At 74.4% G+C, this 19,798-nt stretch carries 18 protein-coding genes; 7 read left to right on the top strand and 11 right to left on the bottom strand.

Annotated elements, in window-relative coordinates:
- Nucleotides 1–75: 75 nt before the first annotated feature.
- The 7 genes from CNX65_RS04285 to CNX65_RS04255 all read right to left on the bottom strand — a co-directional run bounded on the left by CNX65_RS04285 (nt 76) and on the right by CNX65_RS04255 (nt 8,014).
- Entirely contained in the window at nt 76–639 is a 564-nt protein-coding gene (locus tag CNX65_RS04285; RefSeq protein ID WP_096491601.1) for a hypothetical protein, read from the bottom strand.
- Nucleotides 636–1,715: a helix-turn-helix domain-containing protein gene (locus tag CNX65_RS04280; protein WP_096491600.1), complete on the bottom strand. Its 1,080-nt coding sequence runs from the start codon at nt 1,713–1,715 to the stop codon at nt 636–638. Before CNX65_RS04280 ends, CNX65_RS04285 begins: the two co-directional genes overlap by 4 nt.
- 100 nt (nt 1,716–1,815) lie before the next feature.
- Nucleotides 1,816–3,156 carry an ROK family transcriptional regulator gene (locus CNX65_RS04275; RefSeq protein WP_096491599.1) on the bottom strand — a complete coding sequence of 447 codons (1,341 nt, stop codon included), beginning with the start codon at nt 3,154–3,156 and terminating at the stop codon, nt 1,816–1,818.
- A gap of 230 nt (nt 3,157–3,386) precedes the next feature.
- Nucleotides 3,387–4,346: an NAD(+) diphosphatase gene (gene nudC / locus CNX65_RS04270; protein ID WP_096491598.1), complete on the bottom strand. Its 960-nt coding sequence runs from the start codon at nt 4,344–4,346 to the stop codon at nt 3,387–3,389.
- Entirely contained in the window at nt 4,343–5,731 is a 1,389-nt protein-coding gene (locus CNX65_RS04265; protein WP_096491597.1) for a M16 family metallopeptidase, read from the bottom strand. Before CNX65_RS04265 ends, nudC begins: the two co-directional genes overlap by 4 nt.
- Entirely contained in the window at nt 5,728–7,014 is a 1,287-nt protein-coding gene (locus CNX65_RS04260) for a M16 family metallopeptidase (RefSeq protein WP_096491596.1), read from the bottom strand. The genes CNX65_RS04265 and CNX65_RS04260 overlap by 4 nt, the downstream gene beginning before the upstream one ends.
- 124 nt (nt 7,015–7,138) lie before the next feature.
- Complete coding sequence (locus CNX65_RS04255; protein WP_096491595.1) at nt 7,139–8,014, bottom strand: alpha/beta fold hydrolase; 876 nt, start codon at nt 8,012–8,014, stop codon at nt 7,139–7,141.
- An 82-nt stretch (nt 8,015–8,096) separates the two neighbouring features.
- Here CNX65_RS04255 and CNX65_RS04250 point away from each other — a divergent pair, with 82 nt between their 5' ends.
- Together CNX65_RS04250 and CNX65_RS04245 are read left to right on the top strand one after the other, a co-directional pair.
- Nucleotides 8,097–8,660 (top strand): CGNR zinc finger domain-containing protein, encoded by a 564-nt coding sequence (locus CNX65_RS04250; protein WP_096491594.1) that lies wholly within the window; start codon nt 8,097–8,099, stop codon nt 8,658–8,660.
- 162 nt (nt 8,661–8,822) lie between these two features.
- Nucleotides 8,823–9,095 carry an HU family DNA-binding protein gene (locus CNX65_RS04245; protein WP_096491593.1) on the top strand — a complete coding sequence of 91 codons (273 nt, stop codon included), beginning with the start codon at nt 8,823–8,825 and terminating at the stop codon, nt 9,093–9,095.
- 130 nt (nt 9,096–9,225) lie between these two features.
- On the opposite strand, the gene CNX65_RS04240 is transcribed toward CNX65_RS04245, so the two are convergent.
- Nucleotides 9,226–10,863: a DUF2207 domain-containing protein gene (locus tag CNX65_RS04240; RefSeq protein ID WP_232519697.1), complete on the bottom strand. Its 1,638-nt coding sequence runs from the start codon at nt 10,861–10,863 to the stop codon at nt 9,226–9,228.
- Nucleotides 10,864–11,322: 459 nt separating this feature from the next.
- Here CNX65_RS04240 and CNX65_RS04235 point away from each other — a divergent pair, with 459 nt between their 5' ends.
- Nucleotides 11,323–12,267 (top strand): neutral zinc metallopeptidase, encoded by a 945-nt coding sequence (locus CNX65_RS04235; RefSeq protein ID WP_232519696.1) that lies wholly within the window; start codon nt 11,323–11,325, stop codon nt 12,265–12,267.
- A 29-nt stretch (nt 12,268–12,296) separates the two neighbouring features.
- Nucleotides 12,297–13,205 carry a neutral zinc metallopeptidase gene (locus CNX65_RS04230; protein WP_096491591.1) on the top strand — a complete coding sequence of 303 codons (909 nt, stop codon included), beginning with the start codon at nt 12,297–12,299 and terminating at the stop codon, nt 13,203–13,205.
- An 82-nt stretch (nt 13,206–13,287) separates the two neighbouring features.
- Here the strand turns inward: CNX65_RS04230 and CNX65_RS04225 are convergent, their stop codons facing one another.
- A complete protein-coding gene (locus tag CNX65_RS04225) occupies nt 13,288–14,175 on the bottom strand; it encodes a LysR family transcriptional regulator (protein ID WP_096497608.1) in 888 nt (295 codons plus the stop codon).
- 99 nt (nt 14,176–14,274) lie between these two features.
- Here CNX65_RS04225 and CNX65_RS04220 point away from each other — a divergent pair, with 99 nt between their 5' ends.
- Entirely contained in the window at nt 14,275–15,018 is a 744-nt protein-coding gene (locus CNX65_RS04220) for an SDR family NAD(P)-dependent oxidoreductase (protein ID WP_096491590.1), read from the top strand.
- An 85-nt stretch (nt 15,019–15,103) separates the two neighbouring features.
- The gene (locus tag CNX65_RS04215) at nt 15,104–15,472 is read left to right on the top strand and encodes a tetratricopeptide repeat protein (protein ID WP_096491589.1); all 369 of its coding nucleotides are present in this window, start codon (nt 15,104–15,106) and stop codon (nt 15,470–15,472) included.
- Between the two features lie 85 nt (nt 15,473–15,557).
- Here the strand turns inward: CNX65_RS04215 and CNX65_RS04210 are convergent, their stop codons facing one another.
- Nucleotides 15,558–15,887 carry an MGMT family protein gene (locus CNX65_RS04210; RefSeq protein ID WP_096491588.1) on the bottom strand — a complete coding sequence of 110 codons (330 nt, stop codon included), beginning with the start codon at nt 15,885–15,887 and terminating at the stop codon, nt 15,558–15,560.
- Between the two features lie 131 nt (nt 15,888–16,018).
- Between CNX65_RS04210 and CNX65_RS04205 the strand changes: the two genes are divergently transcribed.
- Nucleotides 16,019–19,171, top strand: a complete 3,153-nt coding sequence (locus CNX65_RS04205; RefSeq protein ID WP_096491587.1) for an ATP-dependent helicase — start codon at nt 16,019–16,021, stop codon at nt 19,169–19,171.
- Nucleotides 19,172–19,403: 232 nt separating this feature from the next.
- Here CNX65_RS04205 and CNX65_RS04200 read toward each other — a convergent pair whose 3' ends face one another.
- Nucleotides 19,404–19,586 (bottom strand): hypothetical protein, encoded by a 183-nt coding sequence (locus CNX65_RS04200; protein ID WP_096491586.1) that lies wholly within the window; start codon nt 19,584–19,586, stop codon nt 19,404–19,406.
- Between the last annotated feature and the right edge of the window lie 212 nt (nt 19,587–19,798).

Genomic DNA, 19,798 nt, shown 5'->3' with positions numbered 1-19,798 from the left:
GACAGAACGCGGGGAGGCCGGTCCTACGGCGGCCACGCCTTGTGGCTGCCGTGGGGGGGGCGATCTACTGGCCACCTAGGCGACGAACAGCAGACCATGCTTCTGGGCATAAGCCTCATAGCTGGCCCCGGTGCAGGGGAGTCGCATTCCTGCACCCTCGAGCGCATCCACCATTATTTCAACTTGCCGCACAGTCGTCTTCCCCAGGCGACAAGCCCTGCTCAACAACCAGACTGTGCCGTGGACATCTTCAAGCCCGGACGCGCGCGCAACACGAGTCGCCTGACTGTCATCAGTGATGGCTACCGCAGGAAGCAGTTCAGCAAGCGCAAAAACGCTGCACTCGCCGCGATTCCGCATGGAAGCACCTATTCGACTCTCCCACTTCCGCATGGCGGAAATGTAGTCGTCGTCGGCCACCATGGCACTCGACAGGGATGTTTTTAACCACGTCTGTTGAGGAACCTGGCCGAGTTCGGGGCAAAACTTCTCACCCGCACGCAGTTCATCGAGCACGACAAGGGTGGTGAAGCACTCATCACTGGCCAGCAGTTCACTCAGGACATCCAAGCGGTCTATTCGGGCCATATGGTTGAGGATCGTGGCATCGAGAACGAAGCGCTCGGACAAGTTGCTCACGGCTCCAACTCGGATTCCACCACGACAAGCAGGTCATCGAGCCCCACCTCGCCGTGCATGAGTTCCGCAGCTCGACCGGGGGTCAATTTTGCTGATCGCAAAGCTTCCATCACCGCGTCTGCATAGCTCGGTGGCACCAGAACTTGACCCAGGTCAGGCTGCGGAACCCAACCGATGGCTTCGCGAAATTCCGCACGAGTGGGATTTGAACTCTTCAAGGATCGAGCATCGGACAGACTGATCACTTCGGCGTGCTTCGCCTGCCGAATAGCCAGCGCCCACGATGTGCGATACGTGGCCGCGAGTCTGATCAGATCTTTCCTGAGGTCCCCACCCTCCAAACTTCTCAGCACTTCGGAAGGAAGGAGGAGTTCTGCGGCAAATGCATCCACGATACTTTCGCGCTCCTGCCTGGACGAGGCGACCCCCATCTCCGTGGAGTACTCGTCCCCAAGCACCAGGTGTCCCAGTTCATGAGCGGCGGTAGCCCTTCTCCGCCCAGGGTCGGGGCTGCTCGCGATTACCGCCACAGCAACTCCCCCTTCAACCAGGGAGGCACCATCGCCAGGAATGTCCGTAACCAGGACGTACTGCCCAGCCTGTTCACAGACTGACATGAGCGTTTCAATCGGATCGAGTCCTATGCACAATTTTTCACGGACCCATTTTGCAACTACACGCGATTGATGAGAATCCCTTACGGCGCCGCCGTAGATCAGCGGCTCCCTCATCCGCAAGCATCCTTCATCGATCAACTGGTTCACATCTCGCCACCACGCGAACAGCGCGGACTCGACTCGAAGAAGATCTTTGTCGGAAGTGGTATTGATCTCCTCGCCCAGCGTTGCGGAGCGTCGGGACATCACCATCGGACGATCATCCAGGAAGTGCGCCAGGGACACGTCCAGCGAAGCCGCGAACCGTGTCAGCTCGATCGCGTCCACGCGACGCCTGCCGGCTTCGACCTTCGCGACCATGCTGCGCTCCAGTCCCGCCCGAACGGCAAGCTGGTCCTGCGACAACCCAGCGGCGATTCTGGTCTCGCGCACGCGGCGCCCGACTTCTCCCCAGTCCATGCGACCAGCATTGTGCGATTTGCGCACAAGTCAAGTCGCGTCACACGGACGGTGGACCTATCGTCCTCTCACCAGCACATGGCCAAGCACAACCACCGGCTCACAACGGCGAAGTCCGACGGTCCGCAGTCACGCGGTAGACGCCCTGGCCGCTCGCGGCCACCCCGCCGCTCGCCAGGAAGTCCGCCACCGGCAGGGTCGCCGCGCCCAGCGCCACCGACTCCGCGCCCAGCTCCCCCAGCACCACCTCGACCTGCTCGAACGAGCGGCGCAGGGCGTGCGCGCCCGCCTCGGCCCGGATCTCGGCCAGGAACCGCTCGCCCAGCAGCAGCCCGGCCCAGCCGCCCACGACCACGCGGGTCGGGTTCAGCAGGTTGACCAGGTTGCCGATGCCCAGGCCCGCGTAGCGGACCGCCTCGGCCAGGACCCGCTCGGCCTCCGGGGTGCGGGCGGCCAGCAGGGAGCGGAAGGCCCGCTCCTGGTCCTCGGCCACGGTGTCCTCGGCGACGGTGCCCCCGGCGGTGTCCTCGTCGGCGGTGCCCCCGGCGGTGCCCCCGGCGGTGCCCCCGGCGGTGCCCCCGGCGGTGCCCCCGTCCACGTTGTCCCCGTCCGCGTTCAGCGCGAGCGCCCGGTGGCGGTCCACCAGCGCCCCGGCGCCCAGGTACGCCTCCAGGCAGCCGTGGGCGCCGCACCGGCACCGCGCGCCGTCCAGCGCCACGGTCGTGTGCCCCCACTCCCCCGCGCCGCCGAACGCGCCCCGGTACGGCGCGCCCGCCACCACGACGCTGGCGCCCACGCCGGAGCCGATCAGCGCCACCACCACGGTGGGCGCGCCCCGGCCCGCGCCGAACCACGCCTCGGCCTGGCCGAGGGTGTTGGCCCCGTTGTCCAGGTGCAGCGGCACGTCCAGCCCGGCCCGGAGCAGGCGCTCCAGCGGGGCGCCGTGCCAGCCGATGGTCTGGGCGTGCACCACCCCGCCGTCCACGGAGCCGGGCACGCCGACGCCCACGCCCAGGACCGGGCCGGGCGCGCCCGCGTCGTCCAGCACCCGGCGGACGCCGCGCAGGACGCAGGCGGCCACGGCCTCGGGGGTCAGCGGGCGGGGCGCGGGCAGCTCGATGCCCGCCAGGCGCTCCAGGGTGAGGTCGAACGCCTCCACCAGCACGTGCGTCTCGCCCACGTCCACGCCGACGACGACGCCGCGCGCCGGGTCGACCCGCAGCAGCACGCGGGGGCGACCGCCGTCGGACTCGACCTGGCCCGCCTCGACCACGGTGCCCTCGCCGATCAGCTCGCCCACGACGGTGCTCACGGAGGCCTGGCTCAGGCCGGTGAGGGTGGCGATCTCCTGCCTGCTGCGCGGTCGGTCGAAGTACAGGGTGCGCAGGACCCGCGCCCGGTTGCCCGCGCGCAGGTCGCGCACGGTCAACTTGCGTTGCACGGCTGGCCCCTTTCGGCAGTGGGCAGAACGGTACCGGCAACCGCGCCGCCCCCACGCCACCAGCGTTGTGGTCCACACCCACGTGCCCGATTTCCCGCGAGTGGTCGGGCGCACCCCCGACAATGCCGAAGCCGCCCCGCCCCACCGGGGACGGGACGGCTTCCGGGCAGTGCACCGGCCGGGCGCGCGCCGCCCGCGACGAGCGCGGCGGAGCGCGTCCGGGAGCGCGGTCAGCCGCCTGCCGCCACCCAGGACTGGATCATCCGGTAGGCGATCGACGCGCCGGGCGCGAGCAGCAGGTCCGGGACGCTGCCCGGCTCGGCCAGCGCCTTCGCCACGACCGACCGCTCGACCCACTTGGCCTCGGCGATCTCCCCGTCGGCGGGCGCCAGCGGCGTGCCGGGATCGGCCACCGCGTGGAAGGCCACCATCAGCGACCTCGGGAACGGCCACGGCTGGCTGCCCAGGTAGCGGATGTCGGACACCCGCACCCCGACCTCCTCCAGCACCTCGCGGCCCACGCAGGACTCCAGCGACTCGCCGGCCTCGACGAACCCGGCGAGCACCGAGTACCGCCCCTCCGGCCAGCCCTCGCCGCGCGCCAGCAGCACCCGGTCCGCGCCGTCGTGCACCAGGCAGATCACCGCGGCGTCGGTGCGCGGGTACTCCTCGCGCCCGCACGCCGAGCACTCCCGCGCCCAACCGGCCTTGACCGACCCGGTGGCGCCGCCGCACACCGCGCAGAACCGCGCGGAGCGGTGCCAGTGGAACAGCGCCACCGCCGAGGTGAACAGGCCCGCGCCGGTGTCGTCCAGCAGGGCGCCCACGGCGCGCAGGTCGAGCCACTCGGGCTCCTCGCCCAGCTCGCCGCCGAACCAGGACCGCCCGCGCGTGGCGGGCGCCGAGACGTCGGTCTCGTCGTCGGCCAGCGGCACCGCCCAGTGCGGGACGCCCTCCTCCTCGCCGAGGAAGACCGCGTCGTCCGGCGGGGTGTCGCCGAACTCCGGGGCGGGCCGCCGCACCAGCAGCTTCCCGCGCCCGCCGACCTGGGCCCGCCCCTTGCGGTCGATCACGAGCACCTTCGCCTGCGGCCACCCGGCGCGCAGCCGCTCGGCGTCGCCGCGCAGCGGCTCCGACCGGTCGACCGTGAACCGGGACAGCGAGGGCAGCTCGACCAGCTCGAACGTCACGGGAGGACGACCCCTCCCAGCGCGCGCAGCTTGGGGGCGAGCAGCTCGGCGTCGCCGACGACGACGCCGGTGAACGAGCCGGGGCTGAAGAAGTCCAGCGCCGCCTGCGCGACCTGCTCGGTGGTGACGGCCGCCAACCGCTCCGGGTGGCCCGCGAACCACTCGATGTCCAGGTCCATGCCCGCGAGGTTCACCAGGAACGACGCGAGGCCGCCCTGCGAGGAGGTGGCGGTGAGCAGCGAGCCGACGGCGTACCGGCGGGCGGTGTCGACCTCCTCGTCGGTCGGCGGCACCATGCCGAGCTTGGCCAGCTCGTAGCGGGTCTCCATGAGCGCGGCGGCGGTGACCTCGCTGGCGGTGTCCGCGTCGACCAGCAGCGTCGCGCCGCCGGGGGTGAACTCCGGGTGCGAGCGGGCGCTGTAGGTGTAGCCCTTGTCCTCGCGGATGTTCTCCACCAGCCGGGAGGAGAAGAACCCGCCGAAGACCAGGTTGGCCAGCTGGAACGCCGGGTAGCGCTCGTCGGTGCGGGTGAGGCCGCGCCCGGCGAGCCGGATCTGCGACTGCACGGCGCCCGGCCGGTGCACGAACTTCACGTCGCCGCCCACGACCTCGGGCAGCGGGCGCAGCCGCACGGCCTCGCCGTCGCCGGTCCAGCCGGACAGGGCCTGCGCCACGGCGGCCACGGCGGCCTCCGGGTCCAGGTCGCCGACCAGCACGAGCGCGGAGCCGCGCGGCAGGACGGCGCGGGCGTGCAGCTCGCGGACCTGCTCGGGGGTGACCGCCTCGACCTCGGCGACCTCGGGCATCTCCTTGGCGAACGGGTGGTCGCCGTACAGGTGCGTCTGCAGCGCCTCGCGGGCGATCACGTTCGGCTGGGAGCGGGCGAGCCGGATGCGCTCGACCAGGCGGGCGCGCTCGCGGGCCACCTCCTCCTCGGGGTGGGTGGCCCCGGTGAGCACGTCGGCCAGCACGTCCAGGACCGTGTCCAGGCCGGAGACCAGGGCGTTGCCGCTGATCGCGAGCCGCTCCGGGTCGACGACGGCGTCCAGCTCGCCGCCGACCAGGGCCAGCTCGGTGTCCACGTCGAGCCTGCCGCGCCGGGCGGTGCCGGTGAGCAGCGTGTTCGCCAGCACCTCGGCGACGGCGCAGTGGGTCGAGCCGACCGCGCTGTCGGCCGGGTCGGCGAACGGCACGCGCAGGCGCAGCTCGACCACGGGCACCGAGGCGCGGCGCACGGCGATCACGCGCAGGCCGCTGGGCAGCGTGGTGTCGGCGCTGGCGAGGTCGGCGGCGGCCCGGTGCTCGCCCAGCTCCGGCAGCGGCCTCGGGCCGCGCTCGGTGCGGCCGATCTCCTCGGCGCTGCGGTGGGACGTCGGGGCGCTCACTCGGAACCTCCAGCGGCGGGCTTGACGGTCAGGACGGCGCGCGAGTCGGCTCGCAGCGCCTTGGCGGCGGCGGCGACCTGGTCCGCGGTGACCGCGGCCAGCTTGCCGGGCAGTTCGTACAGCAGCTCGGCGCGCCCGAACAGCAGCTCGGAGGCGCCGAGGCCGAGGGTGCGGCTGGTGAGCCGGTCGTGCTCGCGGTGCATCCCGGCGACCCAGCGGGCGGTCACCTTGGCCAGCTCCTCCTCGGAGGGGCCCTCCTCGGCGAGCCTGGCCAGCTCCTCGTCCACCGCGGCGACGACCTTGTCGACGCCGTGCTCGGCCGGGTGGATGGCGGTGACGGTGAAGACGTCGGGGTCGCGGGCCTCCAGCGGCCCGAACAGGCCGCAGCCCGCGCCGACGTCCACGACCAGCGCGTCCTTGTGCACCAGGCGCTGCTGGAGGCGCGAGCCGTCGCCGTCGGTCAGCACGCCCGCGAGCACCGGGTAGACCAGGTACGCGTCCAGGTCGTGCACCGGGTCGGGGATGCGGTAGCCCAGCGCCACGGCGGGCATGGGGGCGTGCGCGTCGACGTGCTCGGAGCGCAGCTCGCCCTTCGGCGCGGGCTCGGCGAACGAGGGCCGCTCCGGCACCGGGCGGGCCGGGACGTCGCCGAAGTGCTTCTCCACCAACGACTTCGCCTCGTCCACCGCGATGTCACCGGCGACGGTGAGCACCGCGTTGCCCGGCGCGTAGTAGGTGTCGAAGAACGCGGCGCAGTCGTCGACGGTGGCGTTCTCCAGGTCGGTGAAGTCGCCGTACCCGTTGTGGGCGTTGGGGAAGGTCTGGAACAGCAGCGCGGGGAGCAGGATCCAGGGGAAGCCGCCGTACGGCCGGTTGAGCACGTTGAGGCGGATCTCCTCCTTCACCACGTCGATCTGGTTGCGCAGGTTCTCCTCGGTGAGCTTGGGCGCGCGCATCCGGTCGGCTTCCAGGAACAGCGCGCGCTCCAGGGCCGCCGAGGGCAGGACCTGGTAGTAGTCCGTGTAGTCCGGGTGGGTCGACCCGTTGAAGGTGCCGCCGGAGGACTGGACGTGGCGGAAGTGCGCCAGCTTCTCCAGGCTCTCGCTGCCCTGGAACATCAGGTGCTCGAAGAGGTGCGCGAACCCGGTGCGCCCCTCGGGCTCCGACCGGAAGCCGACGTCGTAATGGACGCTCACCCCGATGACCGGGGCGCTGGGATCGGGGGCGAGCACCACCCGGAGTCCGTTGGGGAGGGTGAACCTGTGCAGTTCGGGTAGCGCCATGGCTCGCAGCCTACGGGTTCGGGCGCGCCCCGGTCGGGAGCGCGCCGCGTTTCCGCCGAGGGAGGAAGCGGGGCGGGTGGCGGCGCCGCCACCGCTCCCCGCACTCCCGCGGTCGGGCGTCCGGTCAGGCGGGGACGTGCTCGGCGAGGAAGCGCAGGACCAGGGGCGCGACCTCGGCGGCGGCGGTCTCCAGGAGGAAGTGGCCGCCGTCGAGCAGGTGGATCTCGGCGTCCGGCAGGTCGGTGGCGAAGGCGCGGGCGCCCGCCGGTCCGAAGATCTCGTCGTGCTCGCCCCACACGGCCAGCAGCGGGACCCGCGTCGCGCGGAACACCTCGTGCAGCCGGGGGTAGAGGGCGACGTTGGTGGCGTAGTCGGCGAACAGGGACAGCTGCGCGAGGTCGTTGCCGGGGCGGGAGACGAGGGCGTGGTCGCGCTGCCAGGTGGCGGGGTCGACCAGCTCCGGGTCGGGCGCGCCGGTGAGGTACTGCCAGCGGATGGCCTCCTCGGTGAGCGCGGCGCGCACGCCCGCCTCGGTCTCCGGGGTGCGCTCGCGCCAGTACTCGGCGACCGGGCCCCAGAACCCCGGGACCAGGCCCTCCTCGTAGGCGTTGCCGTTCTGGGTGATCACGGCGGTGATCGCGGCCGGGTCGCGCAGCAGCAGCCGCCAGCCGATCGGCGCGCCGTAGTCCTGCACGGCGATCGCGTACCGGGTGAGGCCGAGCTGGGCCAGCAGGGCGGCGGTGAGGTCGGCGAGGGCGTCGAAGGTGTAGTCGAACTCGGTGACCGGCGGGGCGTCGGAGAGGCCGAAGCCGAGGTGGTCGGGGGCGATGACGTGGTGGTCGGCGGCGAGCCTGGGGATCAGGTCGCGGTACATGGACGAGCTGGTCGGGAAGCCGTGCAGGAGCACGATCGCGGGCTTGGCCGGGTCGCCCGCCTCCCGGTAGAAGAGCCGCTTCCCGTCGACGGTGGCGTAGCGGTGGCGGATTCGGGTGTCGGTCATTTCTAACCTCCTAAAGTGGTTTTGGATGGTTAGAGCTAAGCGCGGGTAACCTCACCTGTCAAGAGGGCTTCGGAGGTTAGACATGCGGGTGGACGGCGAGGCGCTGCTGTTGTCGCTGCTCAACAGCACGCCGGTGGTGGCGGGGCGGCCGACCGACGAGCTGGGGGACGACGGGCGCGCGGGGCCGTGGTTCGCGGCCAACGGGGTGCCGGACGGGCCGGAGGACCGGCGTCAGGTGCGGCGGGCGCGCGACCTGCTCCAGGCCGTGGTGCGCGGCGACGAGCCGCCGGGCGCGCTGGGGCCGGTGCTGGCGGGGGTGGTGTCGCGGGCGGTGGTCGACGACTCCGGGGTGACCTGGGAGGTCGACGCGGACGGGGCGCGCGGCGCGGTCGTGGCGGCGGTGCTGGCCTGGGACGCGGTGCACCGGGGGCGGCCGGGGCGGCTGCGGGCGTGCGCGAACGACGAGTGCGCGCGGTTCCTGCTGGACCGGAGCAAGTCCAACAACGCCCGGTGGTGCTCGATGGCGGCGTGCGGGAACAAGCTCAAGGCCCGGCGGCACTACCGGCGGGCGCGGGAGGGGGCGGGCTCGGACGCGGGTGCGGGCGGGGGCGCGGGCTCGGCCGGAGGCGCGGGCTCGGCCGGGTGAGCGTGACGGAATGAACCCGGCGGAACCGGACACAGCGGGTGCGCCCGGCTCCCCGTTCCGGTGGAACTCCCGGAGCGGGGTGTGTCGGTGCTGCGGGTTCGGCGCGGGGCTGGTGGGCTGCGGGGCGCGGCACGACCGAGACCGCGGAACAGGAGCAGGACCGTGAACAAGGCCGAACTGGTCAGTGCGATCGCCGAGACCGCCGACGTCGAGAAGGCGGTGGCGACCCGCGCGCTCGACGCGGTGCTCGACTCGATCACCAAGGCGCTGGCGCAGGGCGACGACGTGGTGCTGACGGGCTTCGGCTCCTTCACCGTCAAGGAGCGCGCCGCTCGGACCGGCCGGAACCCGCAGACCGGCGAGGCCATCGAGATCGCCGCGAGCAAGGCGGTGGGCTTCAAGGTGGGCAAGGCCCTCAAGGACGCCGTCAACTGACGCGCAGGGCGGCCCGCCGGGACCACCGGCGGGCCCCGCCCCCTCGCGCCGCGCGAGCGCGGCACGAGCACCAGCCCCGCGAGCACCAACCCCGCGAACGTCAGCCCCGCGAGCGCAGGTGCAGCGAACGTCAGCCCAGCGAGCGCAGGTGCCCGGCCTGGGCCAGCACCCCGTCCAGCGCCCGCAGGAAGCCGGGGAAGCGCTGCGCGAACCGGGTCAGGTCGCCGGTCCGGCGCTCCTCGCCGAACCAGTGCAGCTCGGTCCGCGTCCCGGCGAACGCCGCCAGCCACCGCTCGGTCTCCCCGAGCACCACCGCGTACGGCAGCGACCGGGAGAACACCACCTGCCGGTCGGCCTCCGGCACGTCGGACGGCCCGGCCGCGTGCAGGTACCCCCGCAGCCCCCTGACCTGCGCGAGCAGCGCGCTGCCCCGGCTGGTCCGCGCGGGCATCCAGCGCGAGCCCCAGGCCAGCGCGCCACCGGCAACCACCACGACCAAGCCGAGCAGCGCGGGCCCGGCGAGCAGCGCGAAGGCCGCGGTCAGCACCGCGCCGAGCACCGCCAGCCCGATGCCCGCCCACCACCACAGGGTGCGCTCGGCGTCGGGCCGCCGGGCGAACCAGTCGCGGGCGACCACGTCGGCGTACAGCTCGGAGCGCACCGCCGCCAGGTCCACGCCGCGCGAGCGCAGCTCGGACAGCAGCACCGCGTCCACCCCGTCCGGCAGCAGCGCCCGGTACACCTCGCGCTCGTAGCCGGACAGCGCGGCGTCGGCCGGGTTGCGGCGCACGATCCGCCAGTCGACGTCGCCGACCTCCTCGATCCACAGGTAGTTGCGCACCGCCAGGTCGACGGCGGTGGCGGTGACGTCGACCACGTCCACGTGCTCGTCCACGACCGTGCCGACCTGGCCGGGCAGCACGCCGTCCGGCGAGGCGAACGCCACCCGCCCCTGCGCGTCGGCGACCAGCACCTCCACCGGGCCGACCGCGCCCTCCAGCGCCCGCGCGTCCCGGCCGCGCAGCACCCACAGCAGGGTGGCGCCGCCCGCGAGCAGCAGGGACAGCACGACCAGGCCGGTGATCGAGGACGGGGTGAGCGCGAACGCGGCGGCCAGCCCGCCGCTCGCGGCGAAGACGGCGTTGGGCGGGGCGACCCCGCCCTCCAGCCCGAACGTGAGGTCGACCCGCTCGCCGGGGGCGAGGGTCAGCTCGGTGGCGCGGGAGCCCCGGCCGTCGCCCAGCTCGGCGCTGGTGCACGGGGTGGAGCTCTCCGGCGGGCCGGACAGGCAGGTGATGGAGCGGGGCGGCTCGGGGGCGATCACCGACAGGGCGACCCGGTCGATCGGCACGTCCCAGCCGCTCACCGGGCGCCAGCGCACCTCCAGCACGTCGCCGGACTCGGCGACCGCGCCCAGGACGCGGTAGGTGACCGTCGAGGTGCCCGCCCGGAGGGTGTACCGGAGCTCGTCCTCGGTGGCCTCCGCCGTGCCCGGACCGTCCACCGCCGCGTCGGTGACCTGGAACAGCCGGTCCCGGTCACCCCCCATCGCGACCCGCAGCGGGAGCACGCGCTGGGCTGTCATCCCATCGGGTACGGTGACGACGTCGGTGACGCTGAGTGCCCCATCACGTTCCAGCTTGAGGCGCACCTCGGACGCCACCGAACCGGGCAGCGCGCCGGTGCTGCCCGGTTGCGCCACCGCCGCGCCCGCGGTCGAGCACAGCGCGACGAAGCAGAGCGCGACCGCTGCCCAATTTCTCAACACGGCCGCGGACAATAGCGGACCCCGCCTATGCTCCATGGCCGGTTCGGCTATCCGTGACATGGGGGATCACCAGCTATGACGCAACCGCCGCCACCGAACGGGTGGCCGCCGCCGCGCCCCGTCGCGCCCCCTCCGGCGCAGGCGCCGCTGCCCCCCTCGGGCGGCTGGGGCGGCGCGCGGGGCGGGTCGCACGGCGCTCCCCCGGCTGGTCACGGGCAGCCGCAGGGTCATCCCCCGCAACAGCCTCAGCAGCAGCCGTGGCCCGCTTACCAGGGGCCCCCGCCGCCCTCGGCGCGGCCGATCCCGCCGCCCGCCGCCTGGCATCCCCCGGCCGGGCCACCCCGATCGGGGCAACCCCCGGCGGGGAATCCGTGGCAGGCCCAGCAGCAGCCCTGGCCGCAGCACCACCCCTACCCGCCGCCCCGGCGCAAGAGCAACGCGGGCCTGATCGCGTTCGCGGTGATCAGCGGCGTGCTGGTGCTCGGGGTCGGGCTGGTCGGCGCGGTCGCCTCGGCGATCGGCGGCGCCGGGAGCAGCACCTACTCCGGGCAGTCCACGTTCAGCTACACCCCGCTGCCGAGCTCCACGTTCACCCAGCGGAGCCCCGCCCCCACCACCACGACGACCGCCCCGAGCGGGCCGCCGACCACGACCAGGCCGCCGTCGACGAGCGCCCAGACCGCGCCGAAGGCGGTGTTCAAGCTCGGCGACCACCCGCTGCACCGCGGCGACGTGGGCGCGTTCGACATCCAGGGCTGCCCGCTGCCCGGCATGGACTACTCGCCCGCCGGTCAGGAGCGGTTCCTGCGGGCGGCGCTGCCGTGCATCGAGGCGGCCTGGAAGCCGACGTTCCAGCGGACGAACCTGCCGTACCAGCCGGTGGAGCTGGCGGTCGTGACGTCCCGGATGACGAACTCGTGCGGCACGGTCGAGCCGGGGGCGACCGCCCGGTACTGCAACGGCACGATCTTCTGGACGCCCGCCTACTACTCGGCCGAGCAGGGCCCGGCGAACGCGAACCACCCCGGCAAGTACCTGGGGCAGCTCGCGCACGAGTACGGGCACCACGTGCAGTGGCTCGCGGGCATCCTCAAGGCCGCCGGGCAGGCGCAGTACGACCGGGGCGGCTGGGACACCCCGGCCGGGCTGGACCTGAACCGCAGGCTGGAGCTCCAGGCGACCTGCTTCGGCGGGATGACGCTGGCCCCGTTCTCGCACGGCGCGATCCCCACCGACGTGATCCAGCACGCGCTGACCGACGCGAGCAACCGGGGGGACAACCCGAACCTGAACCGCGACCACGGTTCAACCCAGAGCAACTCCAGCTGGGTGAACCATGGGTTCAAGAACAACAGCACCAGCGCGTGCAACACTTGGACGGCCGACGCGAACGCCGTCAGCTAGCCCATGGCGCTACCCCTGTCGGGAGGATCGTGGACACGCCCGAGCGGCGGGGTGGCAACCCCTTGGCGGTGGTCTCGGTGTTCGTGGTGGTCGTCGCGGGCGTCCTCGGCCTGGCGCTGGTCCCCCGGCTGGGGCTGACCAGGCAGGTGGAGGGGCGCGCGGTGGCCGCCGCCCCGATCGAGGCCGACCCGGCGTCGGGCGAGCCCGAGGGGAGCAGGCCCCGGTCGGTCTACCGGCTGGGCGACCACCCGCTGCTGACCTCGGACCGGCGGCTCGGGCAGGTGACCTGCGAGCTCCCCGCGTTCGGGACCGGCGACGAGCAGCTGGCCGCGTTCTACCGGGCGGGCGTGCTGTGCCTGGACCGGGCCTGGGAGCCGGTGCTCGCGCAGGCCGGGCTGCCGTTCGCCACGCCCGAGCTGAACACCGGGCCGGAGCTGGAGGACGGGCCCTGCGGGGCCGCGCCCTCGGCGGACGAGGCGGTCGCCTACTACTGCGGGAGCAACCGGACGGTGTACATGCCGACCGCGCGCCTGCGCGCTCCCGGCGGGGGCGAGGACCGGGCGTCCTCGCACCTGGCGACGTTGGCGCACGAGTACGGGCACCACGTGCAGGCGCTGTCCGGGGTGCTGCGGGCCGGGAACCGGCGGATCGCCGAGGCGGGCGAGAGCGACCCGGCCGGGCTGGAGATGTCCCGGCGGCTGGAGCTCCAGGCCAACTGCTTCGCGGGCATGTTCCTGGCCTCGGTCTCCGGGCGCGGCTCGGTCGACCGGGTGATGGCCGAGGAGGCCGTGGAGGACTTCCGGTACGCGGTCGTCGAGCCGCCCGAGCGCAACAGCCACGGCAGCCCGGCCAACCAGGACACCTGGGCCCGCGCCGGGTTCGGCGGCGGGACCTCGGCCTGCAACACGTTCACGGCGGACGCCGGGGCGGTCGGCTGAGGGCAGGTCGCGCGGGCCTGGCCGCCGGAGACCGGACTGCCGGGGAACCGGCTGCCGGGGAACCGGCTGCCGGGGAACCGGGTCAGGAGGCCCGCCGGTCCAGGGAGTGGAGCAGGCGCCCCGCGCCGTAGTCGAGCTCCGTCGCGATCCGCACCAGGTCCGCCACCGCCCGCGAGCGGCTGTGCGGCGGCCAGGCGATCACCGTGGTGACCTTCGGGGCGTCCGGCACCGGCACGGCCGCCAGATCCGAGCCGAGGCTGCTGCGGCAGGTCTCCGGCAGGATCGCCGCCGCCCGGCCCAGCGCGATGAGCTGGAGCAGCTGCAGGTGGTCGCGCACCGCCGGTCCCGGACCGTCCGGGTAGCCGCCGTCGCGGTCGGGCCACCGGGGCAGCGGCAGGTCCGGCAGGGACTCCACCTCCGCCGTCGTCAGCTCCGCGCGCGCCGCCAGGGGGTGGCGGGCGGGCAGCACCACGACCTGGTCGTGCGTCACCAGCTCCTCGGTGTCCAGGCCGACCGTGGAGTCGAACGGCAGGTGCAGCAGGGCCACGTCCGCCCGGCCGTCGCGCAGGTACCACTCCTGCTCGCCGATGCCGGACAGCACCACGTCCACCGCCACCGAGCCGGGCACGCGGCCGTACGCGGCCAGCAGGTCGGGCAGGACGTCGTTCGACGCGCCCGCCTTCGACACCAGCACCACCTTCGGGTCCTCGACCCCGGCCCGCCGCGTGCGCCGCTCCGCCGCCGCCACCGCGTCCAGCGCGGCCCTGCCCTCGGCGAGCAGCACCGCGCCCGCGCCGGTCAGCCGGACGCCCCTCGGGGTGCGCTCCAGGAGCTGGGCGCCGAGCCTGCGCTCCAGCTGCTGGACCGCCCGCGACAGCGGCGGCTGCGCGATGCCCAACCTGGCCGCCGCGCGGCCGAAGTGCAGCTCCTCGGCGACCGCGACGAAGTACCTCAGCTCCCTGGTCTCCACGGCCACCAGCGTAGTCACCTGCGGCGATACCCGGCCAGTATCGCCGGTTACCGACACGGTGTTGGCGGTGCGGGCGGGGTCGGCAGCAGGGTTGGGGACATGAGTGAGAAGCCAGTCGCGCTGGTCACCGGCGCCAACAAGGGGATCGGCTACGAGATCGCGGCGGGGCTGGGCGCCCTCGGGTGGGCCGTCGGGGTCGGGGCGCGGGACGACGTCCGGCGGGAGGAGGCCGTCGCCAAGCTCCGGGCCGCCGGCGTGGACGCGTTCGGGGTGCCGCTCGACGTCACCGCCGACGACGCGGCCCCGAACTCGGCGAAGGCCGCCGCCGAGCTGGTCGAGCGGGAGCGGGGGCGGCTCGACTCGCTGGTCAACAACGCGGGCATCACCGGCGGGTCGCCGCAGGAGCCCACGCTGATCGACCCGGACACCATCCGGACCGTCGTGGAGACCAACGTCATCGGCGTCCTGCGGGTCACCAACGCGTTCCTGCCGCTGCTGCGCCGCTCCGCCTCGCCGCGGATCGTCAACGTCTCCAGCTCCGTCGGGTCGCTGACCTACCAGTCGAGCACGCAGGCCGACACCAAGGTCGGGCCGATCGCCGCCGCCTACTCGCCGTCCAAGACGTTCCTCAACGCGATCACCCTCCAGTACGCCAGGGAGCTCGCGGGCACGAACGTGCTGATCAACTCCTGCTGCCCCGGCCACGTCGCCACCGACCTCAACGGGTTCCGGGGCCACCGCACGCCCGAGCAGGGCGCCGCCGCCGCGATCCGGCTCGCCACGCTGGCCGACGGCGGGCCCACCGGGAGGTTCTTCGACGACGAGGGCGAGGTGCCCTGGTGAGCCCGTCCCACGGGCTGGAATAGATCGTCCCACCACCGGGTTGAGGCGGACGTCGGAACCGCGCCAGCAGACAAGGGGAGCTGCCATGACCGACGTCCGAGACCTGCTCCGCCAAGGCCGGATCTTCCGGGGCGCGGGGAACCCGAGCACCGCCGCCAGGCACTTCGCGCGGGCGGCCGAGCTGGCCCCCGACGACCGGACCGTGCTGACCGAGCTGGCGCTCGCGCACTTCCAGTCCGCCGCGCTGCCGCGCGCCGAGGAGGTGCTGCTGCGCCTGGTCGAGCTGGACCCGTCCGACGGGTACGCCCGGCGGCTGCTCGGCCGCACGCTCAGCAGGCAGAGCAGGCACGCCGAGGCGCTGCCGCAGCTGAAGCTGGCCGCCGCGCTGACCGGCGACCCCGAGGTCGCCGCCGAGGTCGGGCGCGTCCAGGAGCGGCTCGCCCCGCAGGTGTGAGACTCGGGCGCGGGGCGGTGGGACTCCCACCGCCCCGCGCCAGCGCGTCAGCGCACCCCGGACCGGGGCCGGGACCGGGCCGCCGTCACCACAGGCCGCCCTGGGGTTCCGGCGCGGGCTCGTCCACGGCGTCCTCCCACCGGTAGGCGCGCACGTCCACCTTCCCGCCGACGGGCGCCACGCCCTCCTCGCGCAGCCGTTGCAGCTGCTCCTCGGCGATGTGCGGCGCGCAGGTCCCGTCCGCCTTGAGCACCCGGTGCCACGGCAGGTCGCGCCCGTCCTGGTTGAGCACCTGCCCGACCAGCCGGGCGGACGGCGCGCGGGACAGCTTGGCCACGTCCCCGTAGGTGGCCACCCGGCCCTCCGGGATCGCGCGCACGGTCTCGCGGATCAGCTCGTGCAGCTCTTCGTCCACCCGCGCAGTTTTCCACGGCCGCCGCGGACCGCGGTCCGCGAGACCGTCGTGTCGCCCGCGGTCCCGCCGGGGTTGGCCCGCGCGCAGCAGCGGCGCTGGTTCTGTCGGTGCAACGTGGTTCTATCGTCGTCGTGGCTCCCAACAGGACCCCCCTCCTGGTCCGAGGCCCTTCGGACCCCCGGCCCGTCCCCACCTGGGACGCGGCCTCCCGCCGCGTGCTGGAGCACCCCGGCGGGCCGCTGCGCGTGCTGGGCGGTCCCGGCACGGGCAAGACGACGCTGATCGCCGAGACCGCCGCCCGCAGGGTGCGCGCGGGGGCGGCTCCGGAGAGCGTGCTGGTGCTGACCGCGAACCGGCGGGCCGCCGAGTCCATGCGCGCCCACCTGACCGCGCTGATCCGCCGCACCCCGGACGGCGAGCTGCTGCCCGTGGTGCGGGAGCCGCTGGTGCGCACCGTGCACTCGTACGCGTTCGCGGTGCTTCGGGCCCGCGCGGTGCGGGACGGGGAGCCGCCGCCCCGGCTGCTGGCCGGGCCCGAGCAGGACGCCGTGGTGCGCGAGCTGATCACCGGCGACGTGGAGGCGGGCGCGCGGCACTGGCCGGAGCGGCTGCGGCCCGCGCTGACCCTGCCGGGGTTCGCCGGGGAGCTGCGGGACCTGCTGCTGCGCGCGGTCGAGCGCGGGCTGGCCCCCGAGGACCTGGTGGCGCTGGGCGAGGGGCACGGGCGCGACGAGTGGGTGGCGGCCGGGCTGTTCGGCGAGCAGTACGAGCAGGTGTCGCTGCTGGCCTCGCAGGGCCTCGCGCCCGCCTACGACGCGGCCGAGCTGGTGGACAACGCGCTGCTGGCGTTCGAGAACGACGAGGAGCTGCTGTCCGGCGAGCGGGCGCGCGTGCGGCACGTGTACGTGGACGACGCCCAGCACCTGGACCCGCTGCAGCACGCCCTGATCCGCGCGGTCGGGTCGGCGGCGGACGAGTTCCTGCTGTTCGGCGACCCGGACCAGGCGGTGTTCTCGTTCCGGGGGGCCGATCCGAGGCTGCTCGTGGACGGCGACAGCCCGCAGGTGGTGCTCTCCCGCAGCCACCGGCTGTCGTCGGCGGTGCGCGCCGCCACCGCCGGGCTCGCCTCGCGGCTGCCGGGGGCCTCGCCCGCGCGCGAGGTCTCCCCGGTCGGCGAGGGCGGCACGACGCAGGTGCGGCTGTTCGCGTCCGAGGCGCAGGAGGCGTCCTGGGTGGCCGACCGGTTGCGCCGCGCGCACCTGGTGGACGGGGTGCCGTGGTCGCGGATGGCGGTGGTGGTGCGGTCGGCGACCAGGTCGCTGCCGGTGATCCAGCGCGCCCTGCTCGCGGCGGGCGTCCCGGTGGCGGTGCCGGGCACGGACCTGCCGCTGGCCCGCCAGCCCGCCGTGACGCCGCTGCTGGCGCTGCTGCGCTGCGCGGCCGTGCCCGGATCGCTGGACGAGGACACGGCCGCGATGCTGCTGTCCTCGCCGCTCGGCGGGGCCGACCCGCTGGCGCTGCGCCGGTTGCGGCGGGGTCTGCGCAGGCTGGAGATCGCGGCGGGCCGGGACCGGCCGAGCGGCGAGCTGCTCGTGGAGGTGATCGAGGACCGGGACCGGCTGGCCGCGCTGGAGGACGCCGAGTCCGCGCCCGCCCGGCGGGTGGCCCGGCTGCTGCGCACCGCCCGCGACAGCATCAGGCGCGGGTCCAGCGTCGAGGTCGTGCTGTGGGACCTGTGGCAGGACACGGGTCTGCAGGACCGGTGGGTGGCGATGTCCTCGCGGCACGGCACCACCGGGATGCAGGCCGACCGGGACCTGGACGCGGTCGTGGCGCTGTTCGAGACCGCCGCCAAGTACGTGGACCGGCTGCCCGGCGCGTCGCCGGACGGGTTCGCCGACTACCTGGAGGCGCAGCACATCGTCGGCGACACGCTGGCCGCCGCCGCGCCCGTCGGGGAGGCCGTGGCGGTGCTGACCGCGCACGCGTCGGCCGGGCAGGAGTGGGAGGTCGTGGCGGTGCCCGGCGTGCAGGAGGGCACGTGGCCGGACCTGCGGCTGCGCGGGTCGCTGCTGGGCGTGGAGCGGTTGGTGGACCTGGTGTCCGGGGTCGGCGCTGGCGCGTCGGCCGTGGCCCCGCTGCTGGCCGAGGAGCGCAGGCTGCTGCTCGTGGCGACCAGCCGGGCGCGGCGGGTGCTGCTGGTGAGCGCGGTGCGCGGCGAGGACGCGCAGCCGTCCCGGTTCCTGGACGAGCTGGAGGACGCGGGCGAGGGCGAGGCCGAGCGGCGGATCACCCCGCCGGAGCGGGGGCTGGTGCTGGCCGAGCTGGTCGGGGAGCTGCGGCGGGTGGTGTGCGATCCGGGTGAGAGCGCCGACCGCAGGGACCGGGCGGCGACCCAGCTGGCCAGGTTGGCGGCCGACGGGGTGCCGGGGGCGCACCCGGACACCTGGTACGGGTTGGCCCCGGTGACCACCGACGTGCCGCTGTGGACCGAGGAGCACACCGTGTCGGTGTCGCCGTCGACGGTGGAGACGCTGTCGAAGTGCCCGGTGCGGTGGGTGGTCGAGCGGCACGGCGGGCAGGACCCGGCGGAGCTGGCGTCGATCACCGGCACGCTCGTGCACGCGCTGGCGCAGGCCGCCGCGTCGGGGGCGGGCGAGGCGGAGCTGAAGGAGAAGCTGGACGAGGCGTGGACGGCGGTGGACGCGGGGGCGCCGTGGTTCTCGCGGCGCGAGCGGATGCGGGTGGAGCGGATGCTCGACGCGTTCCTGGCGTGGCTGTCGGCGAGCCGGGGGCAGCTGACGCAGGTGTCGGTGGAGGAGGAGATCTCCGTCGACCTGCCGAAGGTGGAGGGCGGCCCGAGGCTGAGGGTGCGCGGCCGGGTGGACCGGCTGGAGACCGACCGCGACGGCAGGCCGGTGGTGGTGGACATCAAGACGGCGAAGACGCCGGTGAGCAAGAAGGACGCGCAGGAGCACCCGCAGCTGGCGGTGTACCAGCTGGCGTCGGCGCTGGGCGGTTTCACGCACCTGGGCCTGGGGACCGATCCGGGCGGCGCGGCGCTGCTGTACGTGGCGAAGGAGAACAAGAAGACCGGCGCCGCCCAGCTGGAGCAGACGCCGCTGGACGAGCAGGGGGTGCGGGTCTGGTTGGAGCGGGTGCAGGAGGCGGCGGGGTCGAGCGTGGGGCCGGGGTACCGGGCGGAGGAGAACCCGGACTGCGACCGCTGCCCGGCGCGGACCTCGTGCCCGGTGCACGCCTCCGGGCGGCAGTTGGGGAGGTGAGCGGGGTGGGGGTAAGGCGGGGGCAGCGGCGAGCGGGGGCGGGATGAGCGGGGAACGGGCGGCCAGGGGGCGGGGTCGGCCGCTGGACGCGCGCGGGCTTGGCGCGGGCAGGCACGGGCTTGGCGCGGGCAGGCGCGGGGTCGGCGCGGGCAGGCACGGGATTCGCACGGACAGGCGCGGGGTTGGCGCGAACGGCCCGGTGCTGCCCGGCTTCCACGCGCCCGCCATGGCTTCAGCCCTCACGCGCGCCCGCACGGGTGTCCGCGCACGCGCCCGAGCCCACGTCCACACCTGCGGCTGGGCCCGCCCTCGGACCCGTGCCTGCGCTCAGCCCCGCGCCTGCGCCCCAGCCCGCCTCCTCCTTCTCCTCCTCCTTCTCCTCCTCGCCCGTCCCCACCTCCGCAGCCCTCGCCATCCCAACCCGCTTCCCGCGATGCGCCCGACGCCCCCGGCTCCCCAGGTGTGCCGACCGGGCGCGTCGGGTACCGCCCCCACCGTGCCCCCACCCCCCGTTCGGCTCCGCACCCGTGGTGATGGCGCTCACCCGCCCACCCCCGCGCGCCCCGCTGACCGGCCCCGTTGCAGTGGATCTTCCACTCCCCCCGGCCCGCCGACCGGGGTGGTCCG

The sequence above is a fragment of the Actinosynnema pretiosum genome, from assembly GCF_002354875.1.
Taxonomy (GTDB): domain Bacteria; phylum Actinomycetota; class Actinomycetes; order Mycobacteriales; family Pseudonocardiaceae; genus Actinosynnema; species Actinosynnema auranticum.
Note: the sequence above shows the minus strand (reverse complement) of the source record. Positions and strands in the feature narration are given on the sequence as shown.

Excerpts from the sequence above, each read along its gene's own strand:
- CNX65_RS04280 (WP_096491600.1), bottom strand. The coding sequence starts at position 1,715 with ATGGACTGGGGAGAAGTCGGGCGCCGCGTGCGCGAGACCAGAATCGCC.
- CNX65_RS04260 (WP_096491596.1), bottom strand. The coding sequence starts at position 7,014 with ATGGCGCTACCCGAACTGCACAGGTTCACCCTCCCCAACGGACTCCGG.
- CNX65_RS04255 (WP_096491595.1), bottom strand. The coding sequence starts at position 8,014 with ATGACCGACACCCGAATCCGCCACCGCTACGCCACCGTCGACGGGAAG.
- CNX65_RS04250 (WP_096491594.1), top strand. The coding sequence starts at position 8,097 with ATGCGGGTGGACGGCGAGGCGCTGCTGTTGTCGCTGCTCAACAGCACG.
- CNX65_RS04220 (WP_096491590.1), top strand. The coding sequence starts at position 14,275 with ATGAGTGAGAAGCCAGTCGCGCTGGTCACCGGCGCCAACAAGGGGATC.
- CNX65_RS04215 (WP_096491589.1), top strand. The coding sequence starts at position 15,104 with ATGACCGACGTCCGAGACCTGCTCCGCCAAGGCCGGATCTTCCGGGGC.
- CNX65_RS04200 (WP_096491586.1), bottom strand. The coding sequence starts at position 19,586 with ATGGCGAGGGCTGCGGAGGTGGGGACGGGCGAGGAGGAGAAGGAGGAG.